We start from the raw sequence: 23,121 nt of genomic DNA on the forward strand, positions 1-23,121 counted from the left end.
ATTGCAACGTAAAGTATAGCATGTTTTAATTATATTTGAATATACTATAAGTTTTGGTTTGTGAATATACAAAACTTCGCGGAGAAAAATATGTTTGATTTGAAAGCTTTTCTAACGCCTTACCCTAAAAAAGGGGACAGACTGCTTGAGATAAACCCATGCTCGAAGAGGATCAAACTTTTTACCGACATGGGTTTTTCCGTCACGGGTTTGGACATGAATTTAGACAACCTTCAACTTTGTCAAAAATTGTCTCCCCGCGCTTTAATGAAATACGGCAGTCTTCTATTTTCGCCTTTCGGCAACCATGAGAAGTTCGACGTAATCGTATTTTTCGGAGTTCTTTCGGGAATGATGTATGACGAATCTAAATCTTTCATCTACTCAGTGAGCTCGACATTGAAGGAAAAGGGGTTGGCTGTTTTTACTTTACCGAAAATCGGCTTTCATCCGCCTTGGTGGGAAGAAGGAGAATTAATAAACTACGGCCGGTTGGCTTGTACACCGCCTTACACTGGGGAAGTATTTTGCGATTACGACATGGAAACAATCAGAAAGTTCATGCTCGATTTTACAGACATCAATTTTCAAGAGGTCGGAAATCTTATAATCGCGAAAGCAGTGAAATTCTGAAAGACGTCCTCGCCGAAATTGAAAGTCTTAGAGATACTATAAGGAAAAGGGATTACGAATACTACGTATTAGACAGCCCCACCATAACGGACGAGGCTTACGACAGGCTGTTTTCCAAGCTTAAAAAACTTGAAGAAGAAAACCCCGAATTCAAGACTCCTGATTCACCGACTCAGAGGGTCGGGGAAAAACCGTCCGGAAAATTTAACCAGGTCAAGCATAAAATTCCCATGCTCTCACTCGACAACACTTATACTTTCGAAGAAATTGAGGATTTCGACAAGAGAATAAAAGAGGCTTTATCCTCAAGATCGATACAATACGTAGTCGAGCCGAAAATTGACGGAGTCGCTGTTTCTGTAATTTACAAAAATGGAGTCTATAAAGCCGGAATCACGAGAGGAGACGGAAATGAAGGCGACGATATCACCGCCAACATAAAGACCATCAAATCCCTGCCTCTCAAACTGATCTCTTCTGCCGATTTCCCGCAAATCCTCGAAATTAGAGGCGAAGTCTACATGAGAACCGAAATTCTCCTAAAACTCAACAGAGAAAGAGAAGAAAGCGGACAAGAGCTTTTCGCCAACACGAGAAACGCCGCAGCGGGTTCTTTGAAAAACCTCGATCCTTCAGTCGTCTCTTCGCGCGAGCTCGACATCCTTTTTCACACTGTCGTGGGAGATAGCTGGGAAAAACATTCGGAAGCTGTCGCTAGGCTGCACGATTTCGGACTGCCAGTATTTTTCCCGTCGAAGGTTTTGAATGGAGTGGATGAAATTATTGAAGAGTGCAAATCATGGGAGAAAAAACGCGATGATCTACGTTTCGGAGTCGATGGCTTGGTTGTAAAAGTTGACGACATAAACCTCAGACGAATTCTCGGACAGACAATGCGATCCCCAAGGTGGGCTATAGCCTATAAATTTCCAACTGAAAGGGCTAAGACGAAGATCAACAAAATAGTCGTTCAAGTTGGAAGGACAGGTTTTTTGACCCCTGTGGCTCTCATGGTTCCTGTGAGATTAAAAGGGACCGTCATATCGCGCGCTTCACTATACAACGCCGACGAAATCGAGAGACTCGGAGTGAGAGTCGGAGACGAGGTTCTGATTGAAAAGGGGGGGGAAATTATCCCGAAAGTCGTGGAAGTGTTGAGCCATGAAGACAGATCAAAACCTTTTAAAATGCCCAAAAACTGTCCAGTCTGCGGAAGTGAAGTAGTCCACTACGAAGGGGAAACCGCATACAGGTGCATTTCCCCAGCCTGCCCGGCTCAGCTCAAAGCCAAAATTCTGCACTTTGTCTCAAGAGGAGCTATGGACATTGAGGGCATCGGAGAAAAATTTGCCGAAAAACTCGTTGAAAAAAGCCTTGTCCTGGATCCGGCTGACCTTTATTTCCTTAAAAAAGACGACATTTCGAATATCGAAAGGATGGGAGAAAAGTCGACGGATAACATAATTCAATCGATTATAAAGAGTAAATCTGCTCCTTTTCACAAAGTAATCACCGCAATAGGAATACCCAACGTCGGAGTGAAAACGGCGAAGAATCTCGCCTTGCATTTTTCCTCAATCAGAGATTTGTCCAATGTTTCAACTGAAAAATTGGTTGAAATTCCTGACATAGGACCTATAGTCTCAAAAGCGATTGTCGATTTTTTCAAACTCAATACAACCAAAAAAATGATCGACAAACTCGAATTAGCCAATGTGAAATTGAAATCTGAAGGACAAATTTCTTCGGGCGGCATTCTCGGAGACAAAACATTCGTAATAACCGGCACATTGTCAAACCCTCGCGAATACATTAAAGAAATCATTGAAAATTCCGGAGGTAAAGTCACATCTTCGCTGAGTCTGAAAACAGATTATCTATTATGCGGTGAATACCCGGGATCCAAACTAAAAAAAGCTAAGGAACTCGGTGTCAAAATAATCGGAGAAAAGGAATTTTTGGAACTTCTCAAAAGCCAGCCCTCGTGAAATAAACACAGTTACTGCATCAGTTTCGCGGGAACGCCTGCCACAACGGAATTTTCGGGGACGTCTTTGGTAACTACAGCTCCGGCTCCTATTACGGAGTTTGCGCCGATAGTGACTCCGCACAGGATCGTCGCCCCACTGCCCACCGAAACACCCTTGCGTACGTATGTCCGGACACAAGACCAGTCATCCTCGGTTTTCAACGATCCGTCGTCGTTGACGGCTTTCGGATACTTGTCGTTGATGAAAGTCACTCCGTGACCTATGAAGCAGCAATCCTCAATTACAACACCTTCACATATAAAAGTGTGGCTGGATATTTTGCAGTTTTTACCCACCTTTGCATTTTTCTGTATTTCGACGAAAGCGCCAATTTTTGTTCCGTCTCCAATATCACATCCGTAAAGATTGACGAAATTGAATATTTTGACGTCTTTTCCAAGTTTTACATCTTCTGAAATCACACAGTAATTCATTTAGAATCTCCTTTGCCCAGAGAGATTTCTCTCGTGAAATCGCTTCTTTCTTCCAAAAAGCGTCTGTCATAAGCGCTGTGATAACCTGCTTTTCCCCCGTCTTGAACTACAGGTTCGATTAAATCAATTTTTTCTATCGTGTGAAGAAACAAAATCCAGGCATAATCAAGAGTCCTTCTGTACACGTCCCTGACTTCTTCAATTCGAGGAAATATCTTGAATTTAACCATGGATATAATAGGTCCGGTGTCAATTCCCTCGTCTACCAAATGTATTGTGGCACCGTGAAATTCTTCTTCGTTTTTCAGCGCCCAATTGATAGGATTCAGACCTCTGTATTCCGGAAGCAGACCGGGATGAATGTTTATCATCTTTTCAAATCTTTCGAGAAAATCCTTCTTGAAAATCCTGTCGTAAAAAATCGAAACACCCAAATCACACTTGCCCTGGAAATCGACATCACTGTATTCACCCGATTCAACAAGGGATATGCCGCTTAAGCGGCAGAATTCGGATAGAGATTCCGTCCATTCTGGTTCCGGAATCACGGGCACGACGCACAAAAGGTCATATAAAGAGTTTTTCCTGAAATAATCCGCGATTTTCAGAGAGAGTGAACCCTTACCGAAAAGTATTACTCTTTTTTTCATTTTTCAGTTGTTCAATACTGCTGATTATCGTTTTTTTCAACCTCTCATCCCTATGCTTCTCTGAGGATTTAAGTGATTTTTTAAAACTTGCAATAGCTTCGGCTTTCCCACCTTTAACCCTGTAAGCTTCGCCGATGTTGAATAGAATAACTGTTTCTTCAGCTGAATTCGAAGCCAAAGCGATAGACAGAGCTTCTTTGTAAAAAGAAAGCGCTTTCTCCAAATCGCTTTCAAAAAGAGCCCCCATGGTCGTAAGTGTCCGCATTAGACCTAACTTTGCTTCGGTTTTCCTGTAAAGGTCTATCGATTCAGAGAGCAAAGCCTCTGCTTTCTCCTTTTCTCCTATCTTCATCTGTATAGACCCCATGTTGTGAAGCGAGGAAGCTTGACCCGAAAGGTCTCCTATTTTCTTTTTTATGCCATAGGATTTTTTGAAAGAAGACAGAGATTTTTTTACAAGACCTCTGTTGAGGTAGTTTATTCCGAGATTGTTGTAAACACCGGCTTGAAGTCTTTTGTTTTTCCTGAATTCTTTGATATTTTCGCATTTGATCAAACATTTTTCGGAATTTTCATAATCCCCAACTAGATTGAAGACTGCGGACATGTTCATCAATATTTTAATCTGCCCCAAAGCCAATGAATTTTTTGTCGCTATTTCAAGGGCTTCTTCGTATTTTTCGAGAGCTTCATTTAATTTGTTTTGATTTCTGAGAATCAGGCCTTGAAGGTTTTCCATGTCGAGAAAAGTTTCTGTCGAGGATTTTTTGTTTATGATACCTGCGCTCCTCTTTAGAGTTTTCTCCGCTTTCAAGATATCGCCCATAGCCAATTCCACTCCAGCCTTGTTGACGAGAATTATTGAAACCAGTTCCGAATTTTTGACCTTTTTGGCTGAGGCAAGTGCATTTTTAAGAGCTTTCAAAGCATGCGATTTTTCACCTTTCATTTCGAGTATCTTGGATAATTGAAGAGTCGTATGGGAGTACTGCTCTTCGTTCGATTTTTTTCTGTGAAACACCGCGATCTCCGAAAAAATCTTTTTTGCCTCCTCAAGGGCGTATTTCTCGACGAGGTTTTCAGCGTGCACTTTAGCCCAATAAAGCCATTTATCCGTCAAACCGCACCTTTTAGCCTGCTCGTATATTCTCGCCGTTTCCGTTTCACGGTTCGCTTCCATTGCGGCAAGAGCTTTCCTGTGAAGCTCTTTGCGTTCTGATGGCATCAAGAGGTTGTAAGCAGCTTCTTGAAGCAGATTATGTGAAAAAGACAGGTAGTTGCCACCTTTTTCAACGAAGACATTTTTATCAATAGCTTCAATCAAATATTGATCTAAATCCTGACTTTTCAACCCATCGAGTTTTTCGAGTATTCTTTTAAAAAAAGCATACCCCAGGACAGATGCTGTTTTTACTGTTTCTTTCGTGTAATTCTCGAGAGAGTCTATTCGCGAAGTCAAAACGCCGTAGATGGTCCTCGGGAGTTTTGTCTGTGGGATTTCCTTCTCTTTTACGTTTTCTTTCAATGAAATTGCAAGCTGTTCCGCGAAAAAAGGATTGCCCTGGGATTTTTGTATTAACGTTTTTGCAATCTCGGATTTTCCATACAAGCCATAGTGCCCGATTATCGTCTCAATAATTTTTTTATTAAGCGATTTTAGGTCTATCTCCGCGTATTTGTTTTTGCATATCAAGTCCTTGACCCAATCAACTTTTCTCGAAACGAGAATTATGCCGATTTTCATGTCTTTTTTAGCGCGGATGATTTTCTCGATGAATTTTCTCGACAATTCGTCTATAAACTGAAAATCATCGACAACCACTACGGCTTTTTTACCGGAAGATTTTTCTTCTATCAATCTTGTAAGGCAATAGATCTGTATCTGAAGCCTCCCAGCTTCATCGGTCTGTTCGTATAAGCTGTTGGAAATTTTATATCCGCACATCGAAGCTATGAAGCTCGAATAAGGATTCAAATCTAAAAAATTTCCCTGAAGCTTGTTTTGTATGTCTTTGATTAAGCTCTTTCTTTTATCATCGGTGATCCCCATGAACTCTTTAAGCCAAGGTTTAAAAGGATTCCAGGGTTCGCTAACAGTGCCATCGCATTTAAGTCTCGTGACATCATATCCAGCATCAAGGCTTTTCAAAAATTCTTCTACGAGTCTTGTCTTTCCGATACCTACTTCTCCGGTAATGAAAATCGGATTTTTCCCGTCTTTTCCCAAAACCGTTTCCAGTGATTTTGAAAGCTCGGATATGTCTTTTTTTCTTCCGGTAAACGGAGTGTGGTACCTTTGGTTCGAGAGCTTTTTCAATTCTCTTAGTGAAAACAACTTTTGAGGTCCTTTTTTCCCCTTCAGTGACTCAGTTTTCTTCAAGTCAAAAACAGCTATGTCAGTTGAGAAATTAACTAAATTAACAGACACAAGAACTTCTCCCTTGTCCGCGGTTGACATTATTCGAGCGGCTGTATTGACAGAGTCTCCAATCACCGTCCATTCGTTCCTGAAAACACAGCCTGTCAAACCAGCGTAAGCGAGCCCGTAATCGACTCCGATTTTGGCTTCAGGAAATTTCGATATCATCTCGATGCAAAATTTTAGGGAAAGCAGGTCGGCGTTCTCACGGGCTTTTGGAGCGCCGAAAACAACAAGGGCAGTAAGACCTTTGTCGTTGTACTCAATTTTGTTGAAATAGCCCCAATATTTTTTTGATAGTTCAAAACAGACTTTTGAAGCTATGTCGATTGACTTGTGTGAAGAGTCTTCTCCAAACTTCACAAAAACCGTCACAATCATCCTGATTTCGGATCTGAGAGAAGCAGCGAATATTTCCTCGGGGAAAAAATGTTTTTGAACTGTTTCAAGTTGTGTTCCATGATCTTCAAAAGTCAACATCTTTTGCGAATTTGAGCAATTTCCGATGGAGGGATTTTCGGCGGCAAAAGCTTTTCTCACCGCTTCACCGGAAAAATAATAAAATGATCTTTCAGCGTTTCCTGTTATCCCCCATTTTATTTCACCGTTAGAAAAACCGTATTTGAGAGTGAGCCCTCTGGCCGGACCGTTTTGAAATATCTTAGGCATTTTCTCAACAGTTTTACAAACAGACCTTCCTTTGTCCCCCGGAAATATTGCGAGAAAAGCATCTCCCGCGAATCCTGATACAAACCCGCCGTTTTCATACACAGCTCTCAGGGGCATGTCGAAAGCCGAGAATAATATACGGGAAATTTTTTCTGCTCCGGTGTCGGCCTTCTTGAAAAGGTTTTCAGTTTTACAAGTGAATCCGGAAACATCTACGAAAAGAGCCGAACCCCTGAATGATCCTTTTTTTTCATTCCGAACCTTTTTTCTAAAAATAAAATCCGGTATAAATGCGAGTATTTTTTCTTCCATAGGTAAAATGTATGATATAATATTTGCGGTTCATCGAGCAAACGATAAGATTTTATATCGGAGGTGAATATGAAGAAATATTGGGTCGTTTTTTTGGCAGCCATTTTAATCTCATGCTCCAGCAACTCTCCCGAAGACCCAGGTTCACTCGATTTAAACGCCATCACCAATCTCATTAACGACGAATACGCCAACCTTCTTGGAGACCCTTCCCATTACGGTTCCGAAGACACCGTCTCAGGAAACAACAAAAGAGGCGATATACAACCTCTGTTTTGGTACAGGGACATACCCACTGAATTTGAAAAAGACTTGGACATCAGCATAGACAACGATACTGCCGACGTATCCTTTATATACAATCAATCGGGAGAACTAAAAATCTTTTTTGCAGAAAGCCTCGGCGTTGATTCTGTCGTTAAGGTATATTCAGACAATGTAATTCGCATCGCGAGGTTTATTAGAGTCGGCGGCGCGAACGATCCAAACCGTGGCTGGAAACTCAGGGGTATATCAATGCCCGTGATAAACTCTCAAAACACAGAAATAATGATAGACAGCGTTGTCATAGCTCTGCCAGACACTACTTATCACTTAACCCGTCACTACTTCGAAAGCCTTAATCAGATTTCTGACAGTTTTTACGAGCTCGTGAGAATAAGGCTGAACGACACCTTCACAACGACTGTATTTACGAGAGGAAATCAAGCATCGTTGTTTCTCCACATCACCTGGCCCGGCATGAAACATAGAGTGGCGCTGGGCGAAATTCAAACAGGAATCCACTCAAGAAATATAGCGCTCAGAGACACGAGCATGACTGAGATCGTCCATTTCACTTTCGACGCTTTTGACAGAAGAACCCTTTTCACTGACGACTGGCAGTATTATTCAAAGGGATTTTCTCTACCAGTGAAAATAATCAATCAATAAAAAAGCCGTGTCGGTTGGGTTTTATCCTCTTTTGATTTCAATATCGTGAAATCTAAAGTTGGTTTATAAGTACCATGAAAAAAAACAGTCCCGTGAAAAGTGTTATTTCTAAGCGTCAAAAGTTTTAAGTAATATTCATAGTGTTTTATCGGATATCTGATCCATTATTTGTATCCAGTTTTCGAATTTCTGAGATGATTGACATGAAAGCAAATGTACCGGAAATAACTTCGGGCGGAGATTCAGCTCTGTTCTCGATGTCATTCCCATTTCATATCGAGAATAAAAATTTTTGACATCAACCCTGATATTTCTTTAACAGAGTGCTCTTTGAAACAAAATTTCTCCCTGCAGAGTTCAACGACTTCTTCCGTTACAAGGACTTCTCCCGAGAAAGCAACCTCTTCTCCTAATTTACTTGACTTGTTGACAGCCGATCCATAGACGTCATAATCGCCTATTTTGAGTATTTTTCCCCAGCTTATCCCGACGCACAAAAGAATCTTTTCTTCACCGGTTTTTGCCCTGTTGTATTCTTTCAGATGCTCCTGCATCGCAAGTGAACATGACACCGCCTTTTCGACATTTCTGAATATCACGAGCATGCTGTCACCTTCCATTTTAATCAAAATGCCGTCAAACTCTTCAATAATAGGCACGAGAATCCTTTCGGATTCATAAATTGTCTGCAGAAAATGAATTATTCCAAACTTCTCCACTTTTCTCGAAAAACCGGTAAGGTCGGTGAACATTACCGCCCATTGTTCACCGAAAAGGTCCCAAATTTTTTCGTCAATCTTTTCCTTGTCTGCGCCAACTTCCAACCTTTTGGACAACAGTTTTGAAAGTCTCTCTTCTGAAGAAGAAAACCTTATGTTTCTCGAATAAATCATAAAGACCTCCCCGCTCGATTCTATGATATGTCAAAAATCAATAACATCTGGTAAAATACCTTTTTAAGGATACGACAAACAGACCTCGGAGTGAATATGCGATTTAAACCAGTGAAAAAAGAAACTTTTGCGCTATTTTCTCTTGCGGGAATTTTCACTCTCGTAGGCGTTTTGTATTTGCTTCAAATCTCAAAAAAACCATTTTTCGGTTATTACCTCGGCGATTCGATGTATTTCGACAAATACGCCCGGGCGATCGCTCAAGGAGACATTTTCGGAAATGAAGTCTTTCACAAAGCTCCTTTTTATCAGTATTTTTTAGGTCTCATCTACGCAGTCTTCGACTGGACTCCTTTCATGCCGAGACTTATACAGATTTTTTTAAATTCGATATCTTCGATATTCGTTTTTTTCATCGCGAAAAATATTTTCGGTAAAAAAACCGCCTGGACATCTTTTTTCTTCGTCTCATTGAACGGAGTGCTGATTTACTTTTCAGGCGAAATACTCATGCCGACTCTACTGACTTTTCTAATCCTATTTTCTATTTATCTTTTTCTCCGAACTCATAGATCCGGATCTTCGGTTTTATACTTTTTTACAGGTTTTGCTTTCGGCCTCGCATCTATAACGAGGCCCAACTTTCTAGCCGCGGCGACGGTTCTAATAGCCGTTTCTGTGATACGGGGCAAGAAGACTCTTATCAAAAAAAACCTGCTCTTGATCTTCGGGTTGATAATTCCGATAATTCCAGTCACTCTCAGTAATTTCTTTGCGGGTAAAGATTTCGTTCCTATATCCTCCCAGGGCGGAGTTATTTTTTACATCGGCAACAACAGACTTTCAGACGGAATGACCGCGGTTATACCCGGAGCCGGAGACGATTGGGACGAAATAGCCCTAGCCGAAAGAGAGACCGGAAGAACAATGAAACCTTTCGAAGCCTCAGGTTTTTGGTCTAATAAAACATTCAAGGAAATTGGAGAAAATCCGGTATTTTTCATAGTTCTGATTTTAAAAAAAACCGCGTATTTTTTTTACGGTTTCGAAATTCCCAACAACAAAAACATATACCTCGCTACCCGGGGAACATTTCTGTCATTTTTTGTAAAAAAGATCCCCCTGCCCATGGGTTGGAGCCTTTTTATACCTTCAGGAATACTGCTTCCTCTTGGATTGTCCGGAATGATAGTTTCCCTCCGGAACCGTAAAGCGCTGCCTCTTGTTCTCACTGTTTTATCTTATGCAGTTTCGATAATCGTATTTTTCGTCTTCAGCAGACTAAGGGCTCCTCTTTTGCCGCTGTTTTCTATTTTCGCCGCTTTCTTCACCGTTAAAATTTATCAAGAGCTGAAGAATAAGAGGTTTTTAGCCTTTTCGTTGCCCCTTTTTTTGATACTTTTCCTGTTTTCAAACTACGAATGGATAAAATCCGACTTTTCATCGCAGGCAATGCACCACTTCAACTTGGGTTTGAAACACCTCAACAAATCCGACCTCGGAAAAGCCTCCCTTGAATTTCAAACCTGCCTGAGGTTGAACCCCGTCTACCCCAGAGCTAATTTGAACTTGGGGTTGATCTCCCAAAGATGCGGAGACCTCAACTCGGCTAAATACTTTTACGAGCGCGAAAAATCCCTCCATCCTGAAGAGTTCAGGGTTTACAACAATTTAGCGGTCGTGAATTCTCTCGAAGGTCAAGATTCCCTAGCCATTGAAAATTGGAAAAGGGCTATACGGATCAACCCTCGATACACACAAGCGCGCATAAATCTCGCCATAAAGTATGAATACTTCGGATTTCAAGATTCGGCGATTATACAATACAACCAAATTCTCGAATACGACAGAAAATCAATATCTGCCCTGTTGGGCAGGGCGAGAATCCATCACGCTAGCGGCAGATTACAGGAATCAGCGAACGACTATGAAAATGCGATAGCAATCGACGCGGGTAATTACGAGGGCTATTTCAATTATTCACTTTTGCTGTCACAAAACAACAATTACGATTCCGCACTGACTCTTCTCATGAAATCCACCCAATTAAATCCTGATTTTGCTCCCGCATACAACAATATCGGACTGTGTTTTTACTACAAAGGAGATTTTGAAAACGCTTTATACTATCTAAAAAAAGCAGTTTCTCTCGACTATGAGTCAATCCAGAGCCACCTCGCCCTCGCGCTTGTATATGAAGCTATTGGTCAAACTGAAAAAGCTGTTTCAGAGAGAAGAATCGCCTCATCTCTTTCGGAAGAGATTAAACAAGACCTTTAATTTGATGTTTTTTAAAGTCCAATTGACCTAAATTGTTTTTTGAAGTATTATAGGGTTCATCGGTCCCTAAAGAATCGCGCAAAATATCAAAACTTTCAAGGAGGAATGTTGAAGAGAATTCTCGTAACTGGTTCTGCAGGACAAATCGGCTCTGAATTGACTATGTATCTCAGAGGTAGATACGGTTCTGAAGGTATCGTCGCTGGAATACACAGAACTCAACCCTCTGAAAAAATAATTCAATCCGGTCCGGTCGAAAAAGTTGACTGCAGAGATTATAAAGCTCTCACTGAAATCGTTGAAAAGCACAAAATAGAAGTCATATACCATCTCGCGGCGATTCTCTCAGCGACAGGGGAACAAAATCCTCAGCTCGCGTGGGATATCAACATGAATGGACTATACAATGTCTTGGAAATAGCCAGAGAAAAAAAATGCGCTGTATTCGTTCCCAGTTCAATAGCCGCTTTCGGGCCTGAGACCCCGAAAGACAAGACCCCTCAGGACACTATTCAGAGAGTTTCCACTATGTACGGAGTGACCAAAGTCGCCGGAGAACTCCTGAGCGACTACTATTTTAATAGATTTGGAGTCGACACGAGAGGGTTGAGATACCCCGGCATAATTTCCTATGAAACCCCTCCCGGAGGGGGTACGACGGACTACGCCGTTGAGATTTTCTACGAAGCTATAAAGAAGGGAAAATACGGCTGTTTTCTCAAATCCGACACAATGCTCGACATGATGTACATGCCCGACTGCCTTAAGTCTACAGTTGAATTGATGGAAGCCGACCCTTCAAAACTAAAACACAGAAATGCTTTCAATGTCACTGCCTTCAGCTGCACTCCGGAACTCCTCGCTGAAGAGATTAAAAAACATATACCGGAATTTTCCATATATTACGAAATCGACGAAGTTAAACAGTCGATAGCCAACTCTTGGCCAAACAGTTTAGACGACAGCGCGGCGAGGGATGAATGGGGTTGGAAACCTGATTACACGCTTTCAGCGATGACAAAAGATATGCTGGAAAAACTCTCAAAAAAGATCAACGGATGACAGGAGGTCAGTTATGCCGGTAAATAAACTTGAAAATGTCCTCGCTTCCTCTTTAGCGGACCTGAAGAAAAAAGGTACCGCGAAAGGAAAAGAATTCATCATAGAAAAAATCATCAAGCCACAGGGGGAAAAGGGTCCTCGGTATTTTCTGAAAGGTTTTGAGGAAAAAGAATACATCAAGATGAATTCGAATTCATACCTCGGTATGTCTTTGAGACCGGAAGTCGTTGAAGCCGAAGAAAAAGCTGTCAGTGAATACGGAGTAGGACCAGGCGCTGTCAGATTTATCAGCGGAACACATAAACCGCACAGAGATTTGGAAAAAATGCTCGCCAAGTTTCATGGAAGAGAAGACGCGATGATATTCAGCGCCGCTTATGTAACTGTACTGAGCACAATATCTGCTCTTGCTTCACCTGAAACAGTAATAATAAGCGACGAATTGAACCATAACTGCATAATTAATGCGGTCAAACTTTCAAGACCGAAAGCCAAGACCATATACAAACACAACGACGTATCCGATCTGGAGGAAAAAATCAAGAGTTTTGTCGGCAAAGCTTCCCGGATACTGATAATAACCGACGGCATCTTCAGCATGAGAGGCGACTACGCGCCTCTGGACAAGATCACGCAAATCATAAAAAAATACGATTCCAATTTCGACGAAAACATAATTTTAATAGTTGACGATTCCCATGGAGTGGGCGCTTTTGGCAAAACAGGAAGAGGGACAGAAGAATACACGAATTCCGGAAAGATCGATATTTTAATTGGAACTCTAGGCAAAGCCTTCGGCGTAAATGGCGGTTACGTCACCGCGGATGAGACGATAATCAACTTTTTAAGGGAATCTTCACCCATGTATATCTATTCCAACCCGATCACTACTTCCGAAGCCGCGTCGGTTATAAAAGTTTTGGAGATTATAAACAGCGAAAAAGGCGCAGAAATATTAGAACACCTGAGAAGCATGACGAAAAAATTCGAAAAAGGCCTTCTGGATCTCGGTTTTGAAATTATCGTCAGCGACCATCCAATCGTTCCTGTTCTCGTAAGAAACACCGAAAAAACGGCTGATCTCGTCAAATTCCTTGTGGAAAACGGAGTTCTGGCGACAGGACTTAATTACCCGGTTGTCCCGAAAGGAGACGAAACGATTAGGTTTCAAGTAAACGCTGATCACACTCCTCACGACATTGATTGCGTAATTGAAGTTCTGAAAAAATACAAAGAAAAAAAATAAAGAAGGGGATTTCTCCCTTTTAATTTTTTTTTAACAAGTTCACGGATTAGGAGAGAGGACCTCTCCTCTAGTATAATTAACAAGCTTTCGGATTAGGGGAGATTCTCTCCCCTCTAATCTTCGTATGCATCGTAGGTGTAATGGCCTACTTCGGTCACTCCTACTTCGTAATCCTCCCCGTCTACGCTAATGACAAACTTTCTTGAAGGATGGTTTTGAGGGATAAAAATGTCTCTTGCGTCTTTTTCCTGTTTGTCTTTCTGTTTCATTGGATCTTTTCTAAATTCAAAGAAATCCCTCGCGGGTTGAGGGAAAAGAGCGTATGACAATATATCTTCTTCATCTTGGGTTAAATCTTTTATTTCATCCTTCATCTTATCCCATTCTTTGCCGATAGTGTCTGCTGGTCTTCCGATAATGACTTTTTCGTCGCCAATTGCGAGTTTCATTATTTTTTTGTCGATTGGAGCAGGCGTTCTGCCGTACAAGCCTTTGCAGAGATCTTTGACCTCTTTTATCACGACTTTGTACCTCTCACCCAGAAGAACGTTCATAGCCGCCTGGGTTCCTACAATCTGACTCGTCGGAGTGACCAGTGGAACCCATCCGAGCTCTTCTCTCACTTTTGGAATCTCCTTGAGTACATCTTCAAACTTATCCATAGCATCCTGTTTTTCAAGTTGGCTGACGAGGTTCGAAAACATGCCTCCCGGAACCTGGTATATGAGAGCTCTCACGTCGACTCTCTCCGCGAGATCAATCCAGTAATTTGAATACTTTTCTCTTATGGAATTGAAAAAAGATATCAGTTCAGGAAAGTATTTGTCTTTTATACTCGTGGGATTGTCCGTCTCTCTGAGCGCTTCGACGATACTTTCAGTTGTAGGCTGCGAAGTTCCTTGCGAGAGAGGGGATATTGCAGTGTCGAGATGATCCACTCCGGCTTGAGCCGCGGCGTAATAACTTATCGGGGCAAGACCGGCGCTGCAATGGCTGTGAAGACAAACCGGGAGTTTTATCTCTTTTTTCATCTTTGAGACAAGATTGAAAGCGGCGACCGGAGATATCAAACCCGCCATGTCTTTTATTGTTATGATATCAACTCCCAGGTCTTTTAGTTTTTTCCCGACATCAACAAAAGTATCAAGAGTGTGAACGGGACTTATGGTGTAATTTACCGCTCCTTGAACTATCGCCCCGCATTTTTTAGCCGTTTCTATGGACTTTTCCATGTTTCTGACGTCGTTTAAAGCGTCGAATATCCTGAAGACATCTATACCGAGGTCGAACGCTTTCTTCACGAACCTTTCGAGAATATCATCACCGTAATGCCTGTATCCCACGAGGTTCTGACCTCTCAAAAGCATTTGAAGGTGGGTTTTTTTCACTCTTTTTTTAAATTCTCTTATTCTGTCCCATGGGCTCTGCTTTAGGTATCTAAGAGCTGTGTCAAAAGTTGCCCCTCCCCACATTTCAAAAGACCAATAACCCATTTGATCCATTTTTTCGAGAATTGGAATCATATCCTCAGTTCTGAAACGAGTCGCCATCAAAGACTGATGAGCGTCCCTGAATACAGTCTCAGTTATTTTAACCGACATTTTCACTCCAGTCCGATCAAAGGTTCACCCGCTGTCACGCTCTGTCCTTTTGAACAAAATATTTCTGACACTTTCCCGTCAGCGGTGGCGTTGATAGCCGTTTCCATTTTCATCGCCTCAAGTTTTAAAAGAAGATCTCCTGTTTTCACATCGTCGCCTATTTTGACGTCTATTGACAGCACGGTTCCCGACATCGGCGCGGTCACTTCTTTTCCACCGCTAACACCCGCACTTTTTGTTTTTTGTCCGGCATCTTTTAACACGATTTCTCTCGGTGCGATCTGTGAAGGAGGAGGGATGTAAGGTTTGTTGACCTGTCCCGCCATTCTCAATATTTCCGGAGAAGTAATTTCCTCGACTTCAACTTCATATTTTTTCCCTTTGAATTTTATTTCGTATTTTCTCTTCATTTCTTCCACCCTCTCTTGAATGAAGATTTCTGGTTCATTACAATTTGACGCCGCGTTATTCCCCAAAGGTTTATGTCGCTCGTGTGAACAGGTTTAATGGAGAGAATTTTGCAACCAACCCTTTCGTTTTTAAAATACTCGGAAAGTGCGGCAAAAATCAAAACTATTTTTTCTTCCGTCAATTCACTCATTTTATCTCCTCTAAAGGGGCATATTGTCATGCTTTTTGGCCGGCAGAGAATCTTGTTTGGTCACGAGAATCGAAAGCGCACTTGCCAACCTCATCCTGGTTTCCTCTGGAAGTATTACCATATCGACCAATCCCCTCTTGGCAGCTTCATAAGGGTTGGTGGTAGTGTTCGTGTACTCGTCTATCAGTTCTTTTCTCTTTTTAACAGGGTCCGCAGTGGCTTGAATCGCTTTGTTGAATATGATGTCAACTGCGCCATCGGCTCCCATCACCGCAATTTCAGCTTGAGGCCAAGCCATGACGAAATCAGCTCCGAGGTCTTTGTTGCACATCGCAACAGAAGCGCCTCCATATGATTTTCTCAGGGTTATGTTAATTTTAGGAACCGTCGCCTCGGAATAAGCGTAAAGGAGTTTGGCTCCATGCCTGATTATACCGCCAAATTCCTGTGTTTTACCGGGTAGAAAACCCGGAGTGTCGACAAAAGTGACGATTGGAATGTTGAAAGCATCGCAAAATCTTATGAACCTCGCTGCTTTATCCGAAGAATTTATGTCGAGACAACCCGCCAGTACTTTGGGCTGATTGGCGACAATACCGATCGAAATGCCGGCTATCCTGGCAAAACCTATCACCATATTCTGAGCGTAAAGGGGTTGAACTTCAAAAAAATCTCCGTCATCGATTATTTTTTTTATCACTTCAATGACGTCGTAGGATTGTTTGCCTTCGGTGGGGACGATATACCTCAGATCCATATCCATCCTGTTGATGTCGTCGCCTGAGTTGAAATAAGGCGGATCGTCAATGTTGTTGGAAGGTATGTAGGATATGAGCTTTTTAACCATTTCAAAACATTCTTCCTCGTTCTGAGCGATAAAATGACCGTTTCCGCTGATGGCGTTGTGAGTATACGCTCCTCCTAATTCTTCCGAAGATACATCTTCCGCCGTAACGGCTTTTATGACTTTGGGTCCGGTTATATACATGTTGCTTACGCTGTCGACGAGAAAGACAAAGTCTGTCAGAGCCGGGCTGTAAACAGCTCCTCCGGCGCAAGGGCCAAGAATTACGCTTATCTGGGGAATTACACCCGAGCTTCTGGAATTCCTGTAAAATATCTGCCCGTATCCATGTAGTGAATCCACTCCTTCCTGAATCCTCGCCCCGCCAGAATCATTTATTCCTATTAGGGGAGCTCCCGTTTTAAGAGCCAGATCCTGAATCTTGGCGATTTTCAAAGCATGCATCTCTCCTAAGGCACCACCGAAAACCGTAAAATCCTGGGAAAAAACGTAAACGAGTCTCCCGTTTATGAAACCATAACCTGTGACAACTCCTTCTCCGGGAAGTTCTTTATCTCTCATTCCGAATTGCTCCGCTCTGTGGTGAACGAGCATGTCGGTTTCAATAAATGAACCTTTATCGAGGAGTAAAGAAATTCTCTCTCTCGCTGTTTTTTTGTTTTTAGCATGCTGCTTGACGGCTCTTTGCTCATCCAAATCGAGAACAATTTCTTTTCTGTCCACAAGCTCTTGAATGAGTTCGTTTATATTTTTCTTCACTCTACCCCCTTTCAGTCATTTTTTGAAACGAGTGCCGCGCTGACGAGTTTTCCTTCGTCTTCAAGTTTCATCAATCTGACTCCCTGAGTGTTTCTTCCTGTTTTCCTTATTTCTTTTACAGGTATCCTTATCACTTTACCAGTCTGGCTTATCAATATCAATTCGTCATCTTTAGACAAAGCCATTACGACCACGACATCTCCGTTCCTTTCGCTCGTGTTTATCCCTATTACTCCTTTTCCTCCTCTGTGGTGACGGGGATAATCTTCATCGTAAGTCAATTTTCCATAACCGTTTTCGCAGGCTGTGAAAATCAAAGTTTTTTCACTCAGACCCTTTTCTATCCTGACCATACCGACAACGTAATCGCCGTTATCGAGTTTGATACCTCTCACCCCAGCGGCTGTTCTTCCCATTTTTCTGATTTCTTTTTCTGAAAAGCAAATCGCCTTTCCTTTTCTCGTCGAAAGTAGGATCTCGTTTTCTCCGTTCGTGACAACCGCCCCGATAAGCTCATCGTCCCAGTCGAGAGAGATGGCTTTAATACTCTTCTTCTGCGGTCTGGAGAAAGCTTCAAGTGAGCATTTTTTCACGTTTCCCTTTTTTGTGGAGATCAATACGAATTTGTCGTTTTCGAAATTCCTGACAGAAAGCACGTTTTTAATGCTTTCTTTTGACAGATCCAGGATATTTGCAAGAGATCTTCCTCTCGCGTCCCTCGCTGCTTCCGGAATGTTGAAAACCCTCAACCAATGCAGTTTTCCTCTGTCGGTGAAACAAAGGAGGTAATCGTGGGTGGAAGCGACGTAGAGATCTTGAATGTAATCTTCAGAATAAGCTTTTGTGCCTATCACGCCTTTGCCGCCTCTAGCCTGTTGCCTGTAAGCGGATACCAAAAGCCTTTTAATGTAACCTTTCTTCGTCAACGTTATGACGACGTCTTCTTCCTGTATCAGATCTTCAATATTTACCTCTTCAAGCTCATCAAGCTTTATCTGAGTCCTTCGTTTGTCGCCGTATGTAGACTTAATCTGCCTGAACTCGTCTTTGAGTAGATTCAGTAAAAGTTGTCTTGATTCGAGAATCGCTCTGAGCCTTGCTATTTCCTTTATCAGGGAAAGGTATTCTTCTTCAATTTTTTTTGACTCAAGGGAAGTGAGTTTCGCTAGTTTCATGTCCAGTATCGCCTGAGCCTGAACCTGGGTCAGAGAAAATTTTCTTTCAAGGTTTTTACAAGCTGTTTCTGTGTCCGAAGATTTTTTTATTGTCTCTATTACGGCATCAATCTCTTCAATGGCTTTTTTCAGTCCTTCGAGTATATGAGCTCTTTTTTCGGCTTCGCTGAGCTCAAATTGCGTTCTCCTTTTGACAATGTTTTCCCTGTGTTTTAAAAAACGAACCAACATATCTTTCAAAGGAAGAGTCTTAGGTGTACCGTCGACAATCGAAAGCATAAGACAGCTGAAAGAAGTCCGCAGCTGAGTGTGTTTGAAGACCTGGTTTAGAACAATTCTTGAATCGGCGTCTTTTTTAATTTCAATAACTATCCTCAGTCCGTTCCTGTCTGATTCGTCCCTAATGTCGGATATTCCCTCAATTTTCTTTTCTTTTACCAAGTCGGCGATTTTCATTATCAGAGCAGACTTGTTTACCATGTAGGGGATTTCATCTATAACGATTTTTTCTTTTGAAGACTTTTGGGATTCTTCAATGTGAACTTTTGATTCGACTACAATCTGCCCTTTCCCGGTCGCGTATGCTTCTTTTATCCCTTTTGTTCCGACGATAATTCCCCCGGTGGGAAAATCAGGACCCGGTATTAATTTAAGCAATTTTTTCAAATCCATTTCGGGGTCGTCAACCAGAGCGATACAGGCGTTCATTACTTCGTTCATGTTGTGGGGAGGGATGTTAGTGGCTATACCGACGCCTATACCGGAAGAACCATTCAATATCAAATTAGGGAATTTAGTCGGTAAAACCACGGGTTCTTTGTGAGACCCGTCGAAATTGGGCACAAAATCCACGGTGTCTTTGTCAATATCCGCGAGGAGTTCAGCGGCGATCTTACCCAACCGAGTCTCTGTGTATCTGTAAGCCGCCGCGGAATCGCCGTCTATGCTTCCGAAGTTTCCCTGCCCTTCGAGCAGAGGATACCTGAGAGAAAAATCCTGGACCATTCTGACGAGGGTGTCGTAAACCGCGGCGTCTCCGTGAGGATGAAATTTTCCGAGAACTTCTCCGACAACTGTTGCGGATTTTTTAAAAGGCCTATTATGGTGCAGTCCGATTTCTTTCATTGCGTATAAAATTCTGCGGTGAACTGGTTTCAGACCGTCTCTGACGTCCGGAATCGCTCTTCCTATGTTGACGCTCATCGCGTAATCTATATAAGAGTCCTGGACTTCTTTCTCTATGCTGACTGGTTCCAAATTCTTAAACACTTTCTTCCCCTCCGTCATATGTCAAGATTTCTCACTTTGATCGCGTTCTGTTCTATGAATTGTCTGCGCGGTTCGACGTCGTCTCCCATAAGAATTGAAAATATTTCTTCAGCGTCTTCAGCGACTTCTACGCTGACCTTTTTCATTACTCTTTTTTCAGGATTCATAGTCGTCTCCCAGAGCTGTTCTGGATTCATTTCCCCGAGTCCTTTGTACCTTTGGACTCCTGAAATGTTCGTATCTTCATCTTGTATTTTTTTCAACTCTTCTTCGCTGAAAAGATATTTGATTTCTTTCGCTCCTTTTACCTTCACTCCGTACAAAGGCGGTTGAGCGATGTAAAGGCATCCGTTGTCAATAACCTGCCTTGCGTGCCTGAAAAAGAATGTAAGTAGAAGCGTCTTTATGTGTGCCCCGTCAATGTCAGCGTCAGCCATGATAATAATTTTGTTGTAGCGCAGTTTGGTTATGTCGAATTCCTCTTTTCCAATGCTGGTTCCCATTGCGGCGACTACTGTTTTTATTGCATCGTTGGAAAGTATTTTATCGAGTCTCGCCTTTTCGACGTTGAGGATTTTACCCCTCAACGGGAGAATAGCCTGAAAATGCCTGTCCCTACCCTGTTTTGCCGATCCTCCTGCTGAATCCCCCTCTACTATGAAAAGTTCGGATTTTTCCGGGTTTTCTTCTGAACAATCTGCTAGCTTTCCCGGAAGCGCATCCGACATCAGAGCCCCTTTTCTTCTTACAAGATCCCTGGCTTTCCTCGCGGCAAGCCTTCCTCGGGCTGCGTCAACCACCTTTCCAACCAGGGCTGAAGCTTCCTGCGGGTTTTCCTCGAAATACCTTGTCAAAGCTTCTCCGACAAATGAAGCGACCATTCCTTTTATTTCACTGTTCCCCAATTTGGTTTTTGTCTGGCCTTCAAACTGAGGCTGAGGGATTTTAACAGAAATTACAGCCGTCAATCCCTCCCTTACGTCTTCTCCGGAAAGAGAATCGAGATCTTTGACGGATTTTAAAAAATTCTCCTTTTTCGCGTAATCGTTTATAACTCTTGTCAGAGCCTGCCTGAAACCAGTCAGGTGCGTACCCCCCTCTTTTGTGTGGATGTTGTTGGCAAAAGAAAAAACAGTTTCGTTGTAGGTTCTGTTGTATTCAAAAGCGACTTCCATAGTCACTTTGTCCTGGACTGTTGAAAAGTAGATGGTTTGGTTTATCGGTGATTTTGCCTTGTCGAGGAATTTAATGAAATCTTTCAAACCTCCTGCAAAAGAAAACGACATTTTTTTCCCTTTTTCTCTTTCATCAGTGAGATCAATAGACAACCCGGGGTTCAGATAAGCTATTTCTTTGATTCTCGCGACTATTCTTTCGATAGAAAATACCGTTGTTTCAAATATTTCTGGGTCAGGAAGAAATCGAATAAGCGTACCCGTAGTGATTTTTGAATCCGATTCTGAAACCTCAATTTGGGTGACTGCCACTCCTTTTTCATATTTCTGGAAATATTTCTTCCCGCCTCTTTTGACTTCGACTGTCAGCCACTTAGAAAGAGCGTTCACGACACTGAGTCCTACGCCATGAAGCCCTCCGGAGACCTTATACGTCTGGCTGTCAAACTTGCCCCCAGCATGAAGAACTGTCAGGACAATTTCAAGTGCGGATTTCCCTTCCTGCTCATGAAAATCCACTGGAATTCCTCTGGCTTTATCCTCTACTGAAACCGAATGGTCTTCGTGCAATACCACAGAAATTTTATCGCCGTATCCCGCCATGAATTCGTCAATTGAATTGTCAAGAACTTCCTGTAAAAGATGGTGAAGGCCGTTTACGCCGGAGTCACCTATGTACATAGCCGGTCTTCTACGGACAGCTTCAATTCCTTTCAGCACTTGAATATGAGTTGAATCATAAGTGGCTTCGTTCTTTTTCATCCTTTCTCCTTATTAATTAAATCGAGCTTTCGGGTCGGTAAATTTGATCTTTGAAATTTTTTTATTCTGAGGCAGTTTTTTGTTCAATTTTGTCATGATCTCTTCTTTGAGGAATTCCAGCTGCTGTCTCCATACTGGATTTTCAACCTCGACGGTCAGAACTCCTCCTTTTGTGAATAGCGGTTTTGTATGAAGGTTGATTGGCGGTCCGATGGTTTCGCTCCAAAGAACTCCGGCGACGCCCTCTTCGGATTTATCGAAAATATTGCCCAATACATCAGCGATTATATCATTTACCCACAGAGTTTTTCTATACCGGTTTTTATCGGTTTTTGACAATTTTTTTTGCATTTCCATCGCTTATTTCAAAATAAGAGCTGACTTTATCTTCGGTTATAACTTCTCTGTCTGCCGATGCCAGAACAACCTGCGGATAAGAAGATATTTTTTCTTCCAGTTTAGTCACTGTATTTTTGTCGAGTTCAATAAAAGCCTCATCAATCATTATTACGGGGTATTCCCCCGCAAAAAATTTAAATATGTCGACTTCAGCTAATCTGAATAAAAACGACAAAAGCCTCTGTTGTCCTCTTGAAGAAAACTTCGACGCGTCTAGTCCGTTGAGAAAAAACACGAAATCGTCTCTGTGAGGTCCCTGTGTTGTGGTTATCAAATTCAGGTCTTTGTTTAAGTTCAATGCCAATTTTTCCGAAATTTCACCGTTTTTTATAGACGGATAATACTTCAAATCAACACTTTCAAAAGAAAACTTCATCTGTTCGAGAAGTTTCAATATATTCTCTTTCAGGCTTTCAATGATTTTGCCTCTTTCGCTGATTATGTATTCTCCGTACAAAGCGAGCATCTTGTCCCATGAAGTTATTTCAGCTTCCTGGCTTTCCTTGTTCCTGATTCTTTCAAGAAGAGCGTTTCTCTGCCTTAGGGTCTTGTTGTACCATCTTAAGGATTTGAGGTACTCGCCGTCGACAGAAGACAGCAGTATGTCAAGTGCTCTTCTCCTCTGTGCCGAACCTTGGGATACAACGTCAGCATCTTCAGGGGAGAACGGAATCACTGCGAGTTCTCCTATCAAATCAGATTTTTTGTCCAGCTGAGTCCCATTTTTCTTGAACTCCTTTTTTCTACCTGAATATTTGACGCTGAGAGATATCTCCTCGCCTTTTTTTTCAAAAACAACCGAAATTGAAAAACCCGTTGAAGAAAACCTCACGAGATCGTCTTCAAAAGCGTTTCGAAAGGATTTTCCATAAGAAATGCAATGTAGTGATTCGAGCAAGTTGGTCTTTCCACTGCCGTTGTCACCGTAAAAAAAATTGATCCCTCTTTCCAAATCTAAATCAGCGTTTTCGAAATTTCTGAAATTTTTCAGATGGAGCCGCTTTATAAGCAAAT

General features: G+C 42.1%; 18 protein-coding genes. 6 read left to right on the plus strand and 12 right to left on the minus strand.

The window, feature by feature from the left end:
- The first annotated feature begins 90 nt into the window (after window positions 1–90).
- Both JXA84_07335 and ligA read left to right on the plus strand, forming a co-directional pair.
- Complete coding sequence (locus JXA84_07335; protein ID MBN1151013.1) at window positions 91–633, plus strand: hypothetical protein; 543 nt, start codon at window positions 91–93, stop codon at window positions 631–633.
- Window positions 528–2,621, plus strand: a complete 2,094-nt coding sequence (gene ligA / locus JXA84_07340; protein MBN1151014.1) for an NAD-dependent DNA ligase LigA — start codon at window positions 528–530, stop codon at window positions 2,619–2,621. Before JXA84_07335 ends, ligA begins: the two co-directional genes overlap by 106 nt.
- An 11-nt stretch (window positions 2,622–2,632) precedes the next feature.
- On the opposite strand, the gene JXA84_07345 is transcribed toward ligA, so the two are convergent.
- The 3 genes from JXA84_07345 to JXA84_07355 are packed head-to-tail and all read right to left on the minus strand — an operon-like array spanning window position 2,633 to window position 7,147.
- Entirely contained in the window at window positions 2,633–3,097 is a 465-nt protein-coding gene (locus JXA84_07345) for an N-acetyltransferase (GenBank protein MBN1151015.1), read from the minus strand.
- Window positions 3,094–3,747, minus strand: coding sequence for a hypothetical protein (locus JXA84_07350; GenBank protein ID MBN1151016.1), 654 nt, complete (start codon window positions 3,745–3,747; stop codon window positions 3,094–3,096). The genes JXA84_07345 and JXA84_07350 overlap by 4 nt, the downstream gene beginning before the upstream one ends.
- The gene (locus tag JXA84_07355) at window positions 3,719–7,147 is read right to left on the minus strand and encodes a tetratricopeptide repeat protein (protein MBN1151017.1); all 3,429 of its coding nucleotides are present in this window, start codon (window positions 7,145–7,147) and stop codon (window positions 3,719–3,721) included. Before JXA84_07355 ends, JXA84_07350 begins: the two co-directional genes overlap by 29 nt.
- Before the next feature lie 69 nt (window positions 7,148–7,216).
- Here JXA84_07355 and JXA84_07360 point away from each other — a divergent pair, with 69 nt between their 5' ends.
- A complete protein-coding gene (locus JXA84_07360; protein ID MBN1151018.1) occupies window positions 7,217–8,080 on the plus strand; it encodes a hypothetical protein in 864 nt (287 codons plus the stop codon).
- 260 nt (window positions 8,081–8,340) lie between these two features.
- Here JXA84_07360 and JXA84_07365 read toward each other — a convergent pair whose 3' ends face one another.
- Window positions 8,341–8,973 (minus strand): adenylate/guanylate cyclase domain-containing protein, encoded by a 633-nt coding sequence (locus tag JXA84_07365; GenBank protein MBN1151019.1) that lies wholly within the window; start codon window positions 8,971–8,973, stop codon window positions 8,341–8,343.
- Window positions 8,974–9,069: 96 nt separating this feature from the next.
- On the opposite strand from JXA84_07365, the gene JXA84_07370 reads away from it, so the two are divergent.
- From JXA84_07370 to JXA84_07380, 3 genes are all read left to right on the plus strand, one after another.
- Window positions 9,070–11,253 carry a tetratricopeptide repeat protein gene (locus JXA84_07370; GenBank protein ID MBN1151020.1) on the plus strand — a complete coding sequence of 728 codons (2,184 nt, stop codon included), beginning with the start codon at window positions 9,070–9,072 and terminating at the stop codon, window positions 11,251–11,253.
- Between the two features lie 105 nt (window positions 11,254–11,358).
- Window positions 11,359–12,315 (plus strand): L-threonine 3-dehydrogenase, encoded by a 957-nt coding sequence (locus JXA84_07375; GenBank protein MBN1151021.1) that lies wholly within the window; start codon window positions 11,359–11,361, stop codon window positions 12,313–12,315.
- A 13-nt stretch (window positions 12,316–12,328) separates the two neighbouring features.
- Window positions 12,329–13,561 (plus strand): aminotransferase class I/II-fold pyridoxal phosphate-dependent enzyme, encoded by a 1,233-nt coding sequence (locus JXA84_07380; protein MBN1151022.1) that lies wholly within the window; start codon window positions 12,329–12,331, stop codon window positions 13,559–13,561.
- Window positions 13,562–13,674: 113 nt separating this feature from the next.
- Here JXA84_07380 and JXA84_07385 read toward each other — a convergent pair whose 3' ends face one another.
- The 8 genes from JXA84_07385 to recF are packed head-to-tail and all read right to left on the minus strand — an operon-like array spanning window position 13,675 to window position 23,119.
- Window positions 13,675–15,162 (minus strand): pyruvate carboxylase subunit B, encoded by a 1,488-nt coding sequence (locus tag JXA84_07385; GenBank protein MBN1151023.1) that lies wholly within the window; start codon window positions 15,160–15,162, stop codon window positions 13,675–13,677.
- Window positions 15,163–15,164: 2 nt separating this feature from the next.
- Window positions 15,165–15,572: a biotin/lipoyl-binding protein gene (locus tag JXA84_07390; GenBank protein MBN1151024.1), complete on the minus strand. Its 408-nt coding sequence runs from the start codon at window positions 15,570–15,572 to the stop codon at window positions 15,165–15,167.
- A complete protein-coding gene (locus tag JXA84_07395) occupies window positions 15,569–15,763 on the minus strand; it encodes a hypothetical protein (protein MBN1151025.1) in 195 nt (64 codons plus the stop codon). Before JXA84_07395 ends, JXA84_07390 begins: the two co-directional genes overlap by 4 nt.
- A gap of 10 nt (window positions 15,764–15,773) precedes the next feature.
- Window positions 15,774–17,327: a methylmalonyl-CoA carboxyltransferase gene (locus JXA84_07400; protein ID MBN1151026.1), complete on the minus strand. Its 1,554-nt coding sequence runs from the start codon at window positions 17,325–17,327 to the stop codon at window positions 15,774–15,776.
- A gap of 11 nt (window positions 17,328–17,338) precedes the next feature.
- Window positions 17,339–19,789: a DNA gyrase subunit A gene (gene gyrA, locus JXA84_07405; protein MBN1151027.1), complete on the minus strand. Its 2,451-nt coding sequence runs from the start codon at window positions 19,787–19,789 to the stop codon at window positions 17,339–17,341.
- Window positions 19,786–21,708 (minus strand): DNA topoisomerase (ATP-hydrolyzing) subunit B, encoded by a 1,923-nt coding sequence (gene gyrB, locus JXA84_07410; protein MBN1151028.1) that lies wholly within the window; start codon window positions 21,706–21,708, stop codon window positions 19,786–19,788. The genes gyrA and gyrB overlap by 4 nt, the downstream gene beginning before the upstream one ends.
- A gap of 12 nt (window positions 21,709–21,720) precedes the next feature.
- Complete coding sequence (locus JXA84_07415) at window positions 21,721–22,059, minus strand: DUF721 domain-containing protein (protein ID MBN1151029.1); 339 nt, start codon at window positions 22,057–22,059, stop codon at window positions 21,721–21,723.
- Window positions 22,031–23,119, minus strand: a complete 1,089-nt coding sequence (gene recF / locus JXA84_07420) for a DNA replication and repair protein RecF (protein ID MBN1151030.1) — start codon at window positions 23,117–23,119, stop codon at window positions 22,031–22,033. Before recF ends, JXA84_07415 begins: the two co-directional genes overlap by 29 nt.
- Window positions 23,120–23,121 lie beyond the last annotated feature (2 nt).

Source organism: candidate division WOR-3 bacterium (assembly GCA_016926475.1).
Lineage (GTDB): Bacteria > SDB-A > SDB-A > SDB-A > SDB-A > JAFGIG01.

Coding starts and splice junctions, on each gene's coding strand:
- JXA84_07335 (MBN1151013.1), top strand. CDS start 91: ATGTTTGATTTGAAAGCTTTTCTAACGCCTTACCCTAAAAAAGGGGAC.
- JXA84_07345 (MBN1151015.1), bottom strand. CDS start 3,097: ATGAATTACTGTGTGATTTCAGAAGATGTAAAACTTGGAAAAGACGTC.
- JXA84_07350 (MBN1151016.1), bottom strand. CDS start 3,747: ATGAAAAAAAGAGTAATACTTTTCGGTAAGGGTTCACTCTCTCTGAAA.
- JXA84_07355 (MBN1151017.1), bottom strand. CDS start 7,147: ATGGAAGAAAAAATACTCGCATTTATACCGGATTTTATTTTTAGAAAA.
- JXA84_07360 (MBN1151018.1), top strand. CDS start 7,217: ATGAAGAAATATTGGGTCGTTTTTTTGGCAGCCATTTTAATCTCATGC.
- JXA84_07365 (MBN1151019.1), bottom strand. CDS start 8,973: ATGATTTATTCGAGAAACATAAGGTTTTCTTCTTCAGAAGAGAGACTT.
- JXA84_07370 (MBN1151020.1), top strand. CDS start 9,070: ATGCGATTTAAACCAGTGAAAAAAGAAACTTTTGCGCTATTTTCTCTT.
- JXA84_07375 (MBN1151021.1), top strand. CDS start 11,359: ATGTTGAAGAGAATTCTCGTAACTGGTTCTGCAGGACAAATCGGCTCT.
- JXA84_07380 (MBN1151022.1), top strand. CDS start 12,329: ATGCCGGTAAATAAACTTGAAAATGTCCTCGCTTCCTCTTTAGCGGAC.
- JXA84_07385 (MBN1151023.1), bottom strand. CDS start 15,162: ATGTCGGTTAAAATAACTGAGACTGTATTCAGGGACGCTCATCAGTCT.
- JXA84_07390 (MBN1151024.1), bottom strand. CDS start 15,572: ATGAAGAGAAAATACGAAATAAAATTCAAAGGGAAAAAATATGAAGTT.
- JXA84_07395 (MBN1151025.1), bottom strand. CDS start 15,763: ATGAGTGAATTGACGGAAGAAAAAATAGTTTTGATTTTTGCCGCACTT.
- gyrA (MBN1151027.1), bottom strand. CDS start 19,789: ATGACGGAGGGGAAGAAAGTGTTTAAGAATTTGGAACCAGTCAGCATA.
- gyrB (MBN1151028.1), bottom strand. CDS start 21,708: ATGAAAAAGAACGAAGCCACTTATGATTCAACTCATATTCAAGTGCTG.
- JXA84_07415 (MBN1151029.1), bottom strand. CDS start 22,059: ATGCAAAAAAAATTGTCAAAAACCGATAAAAACCGGTATAGAAAAACT.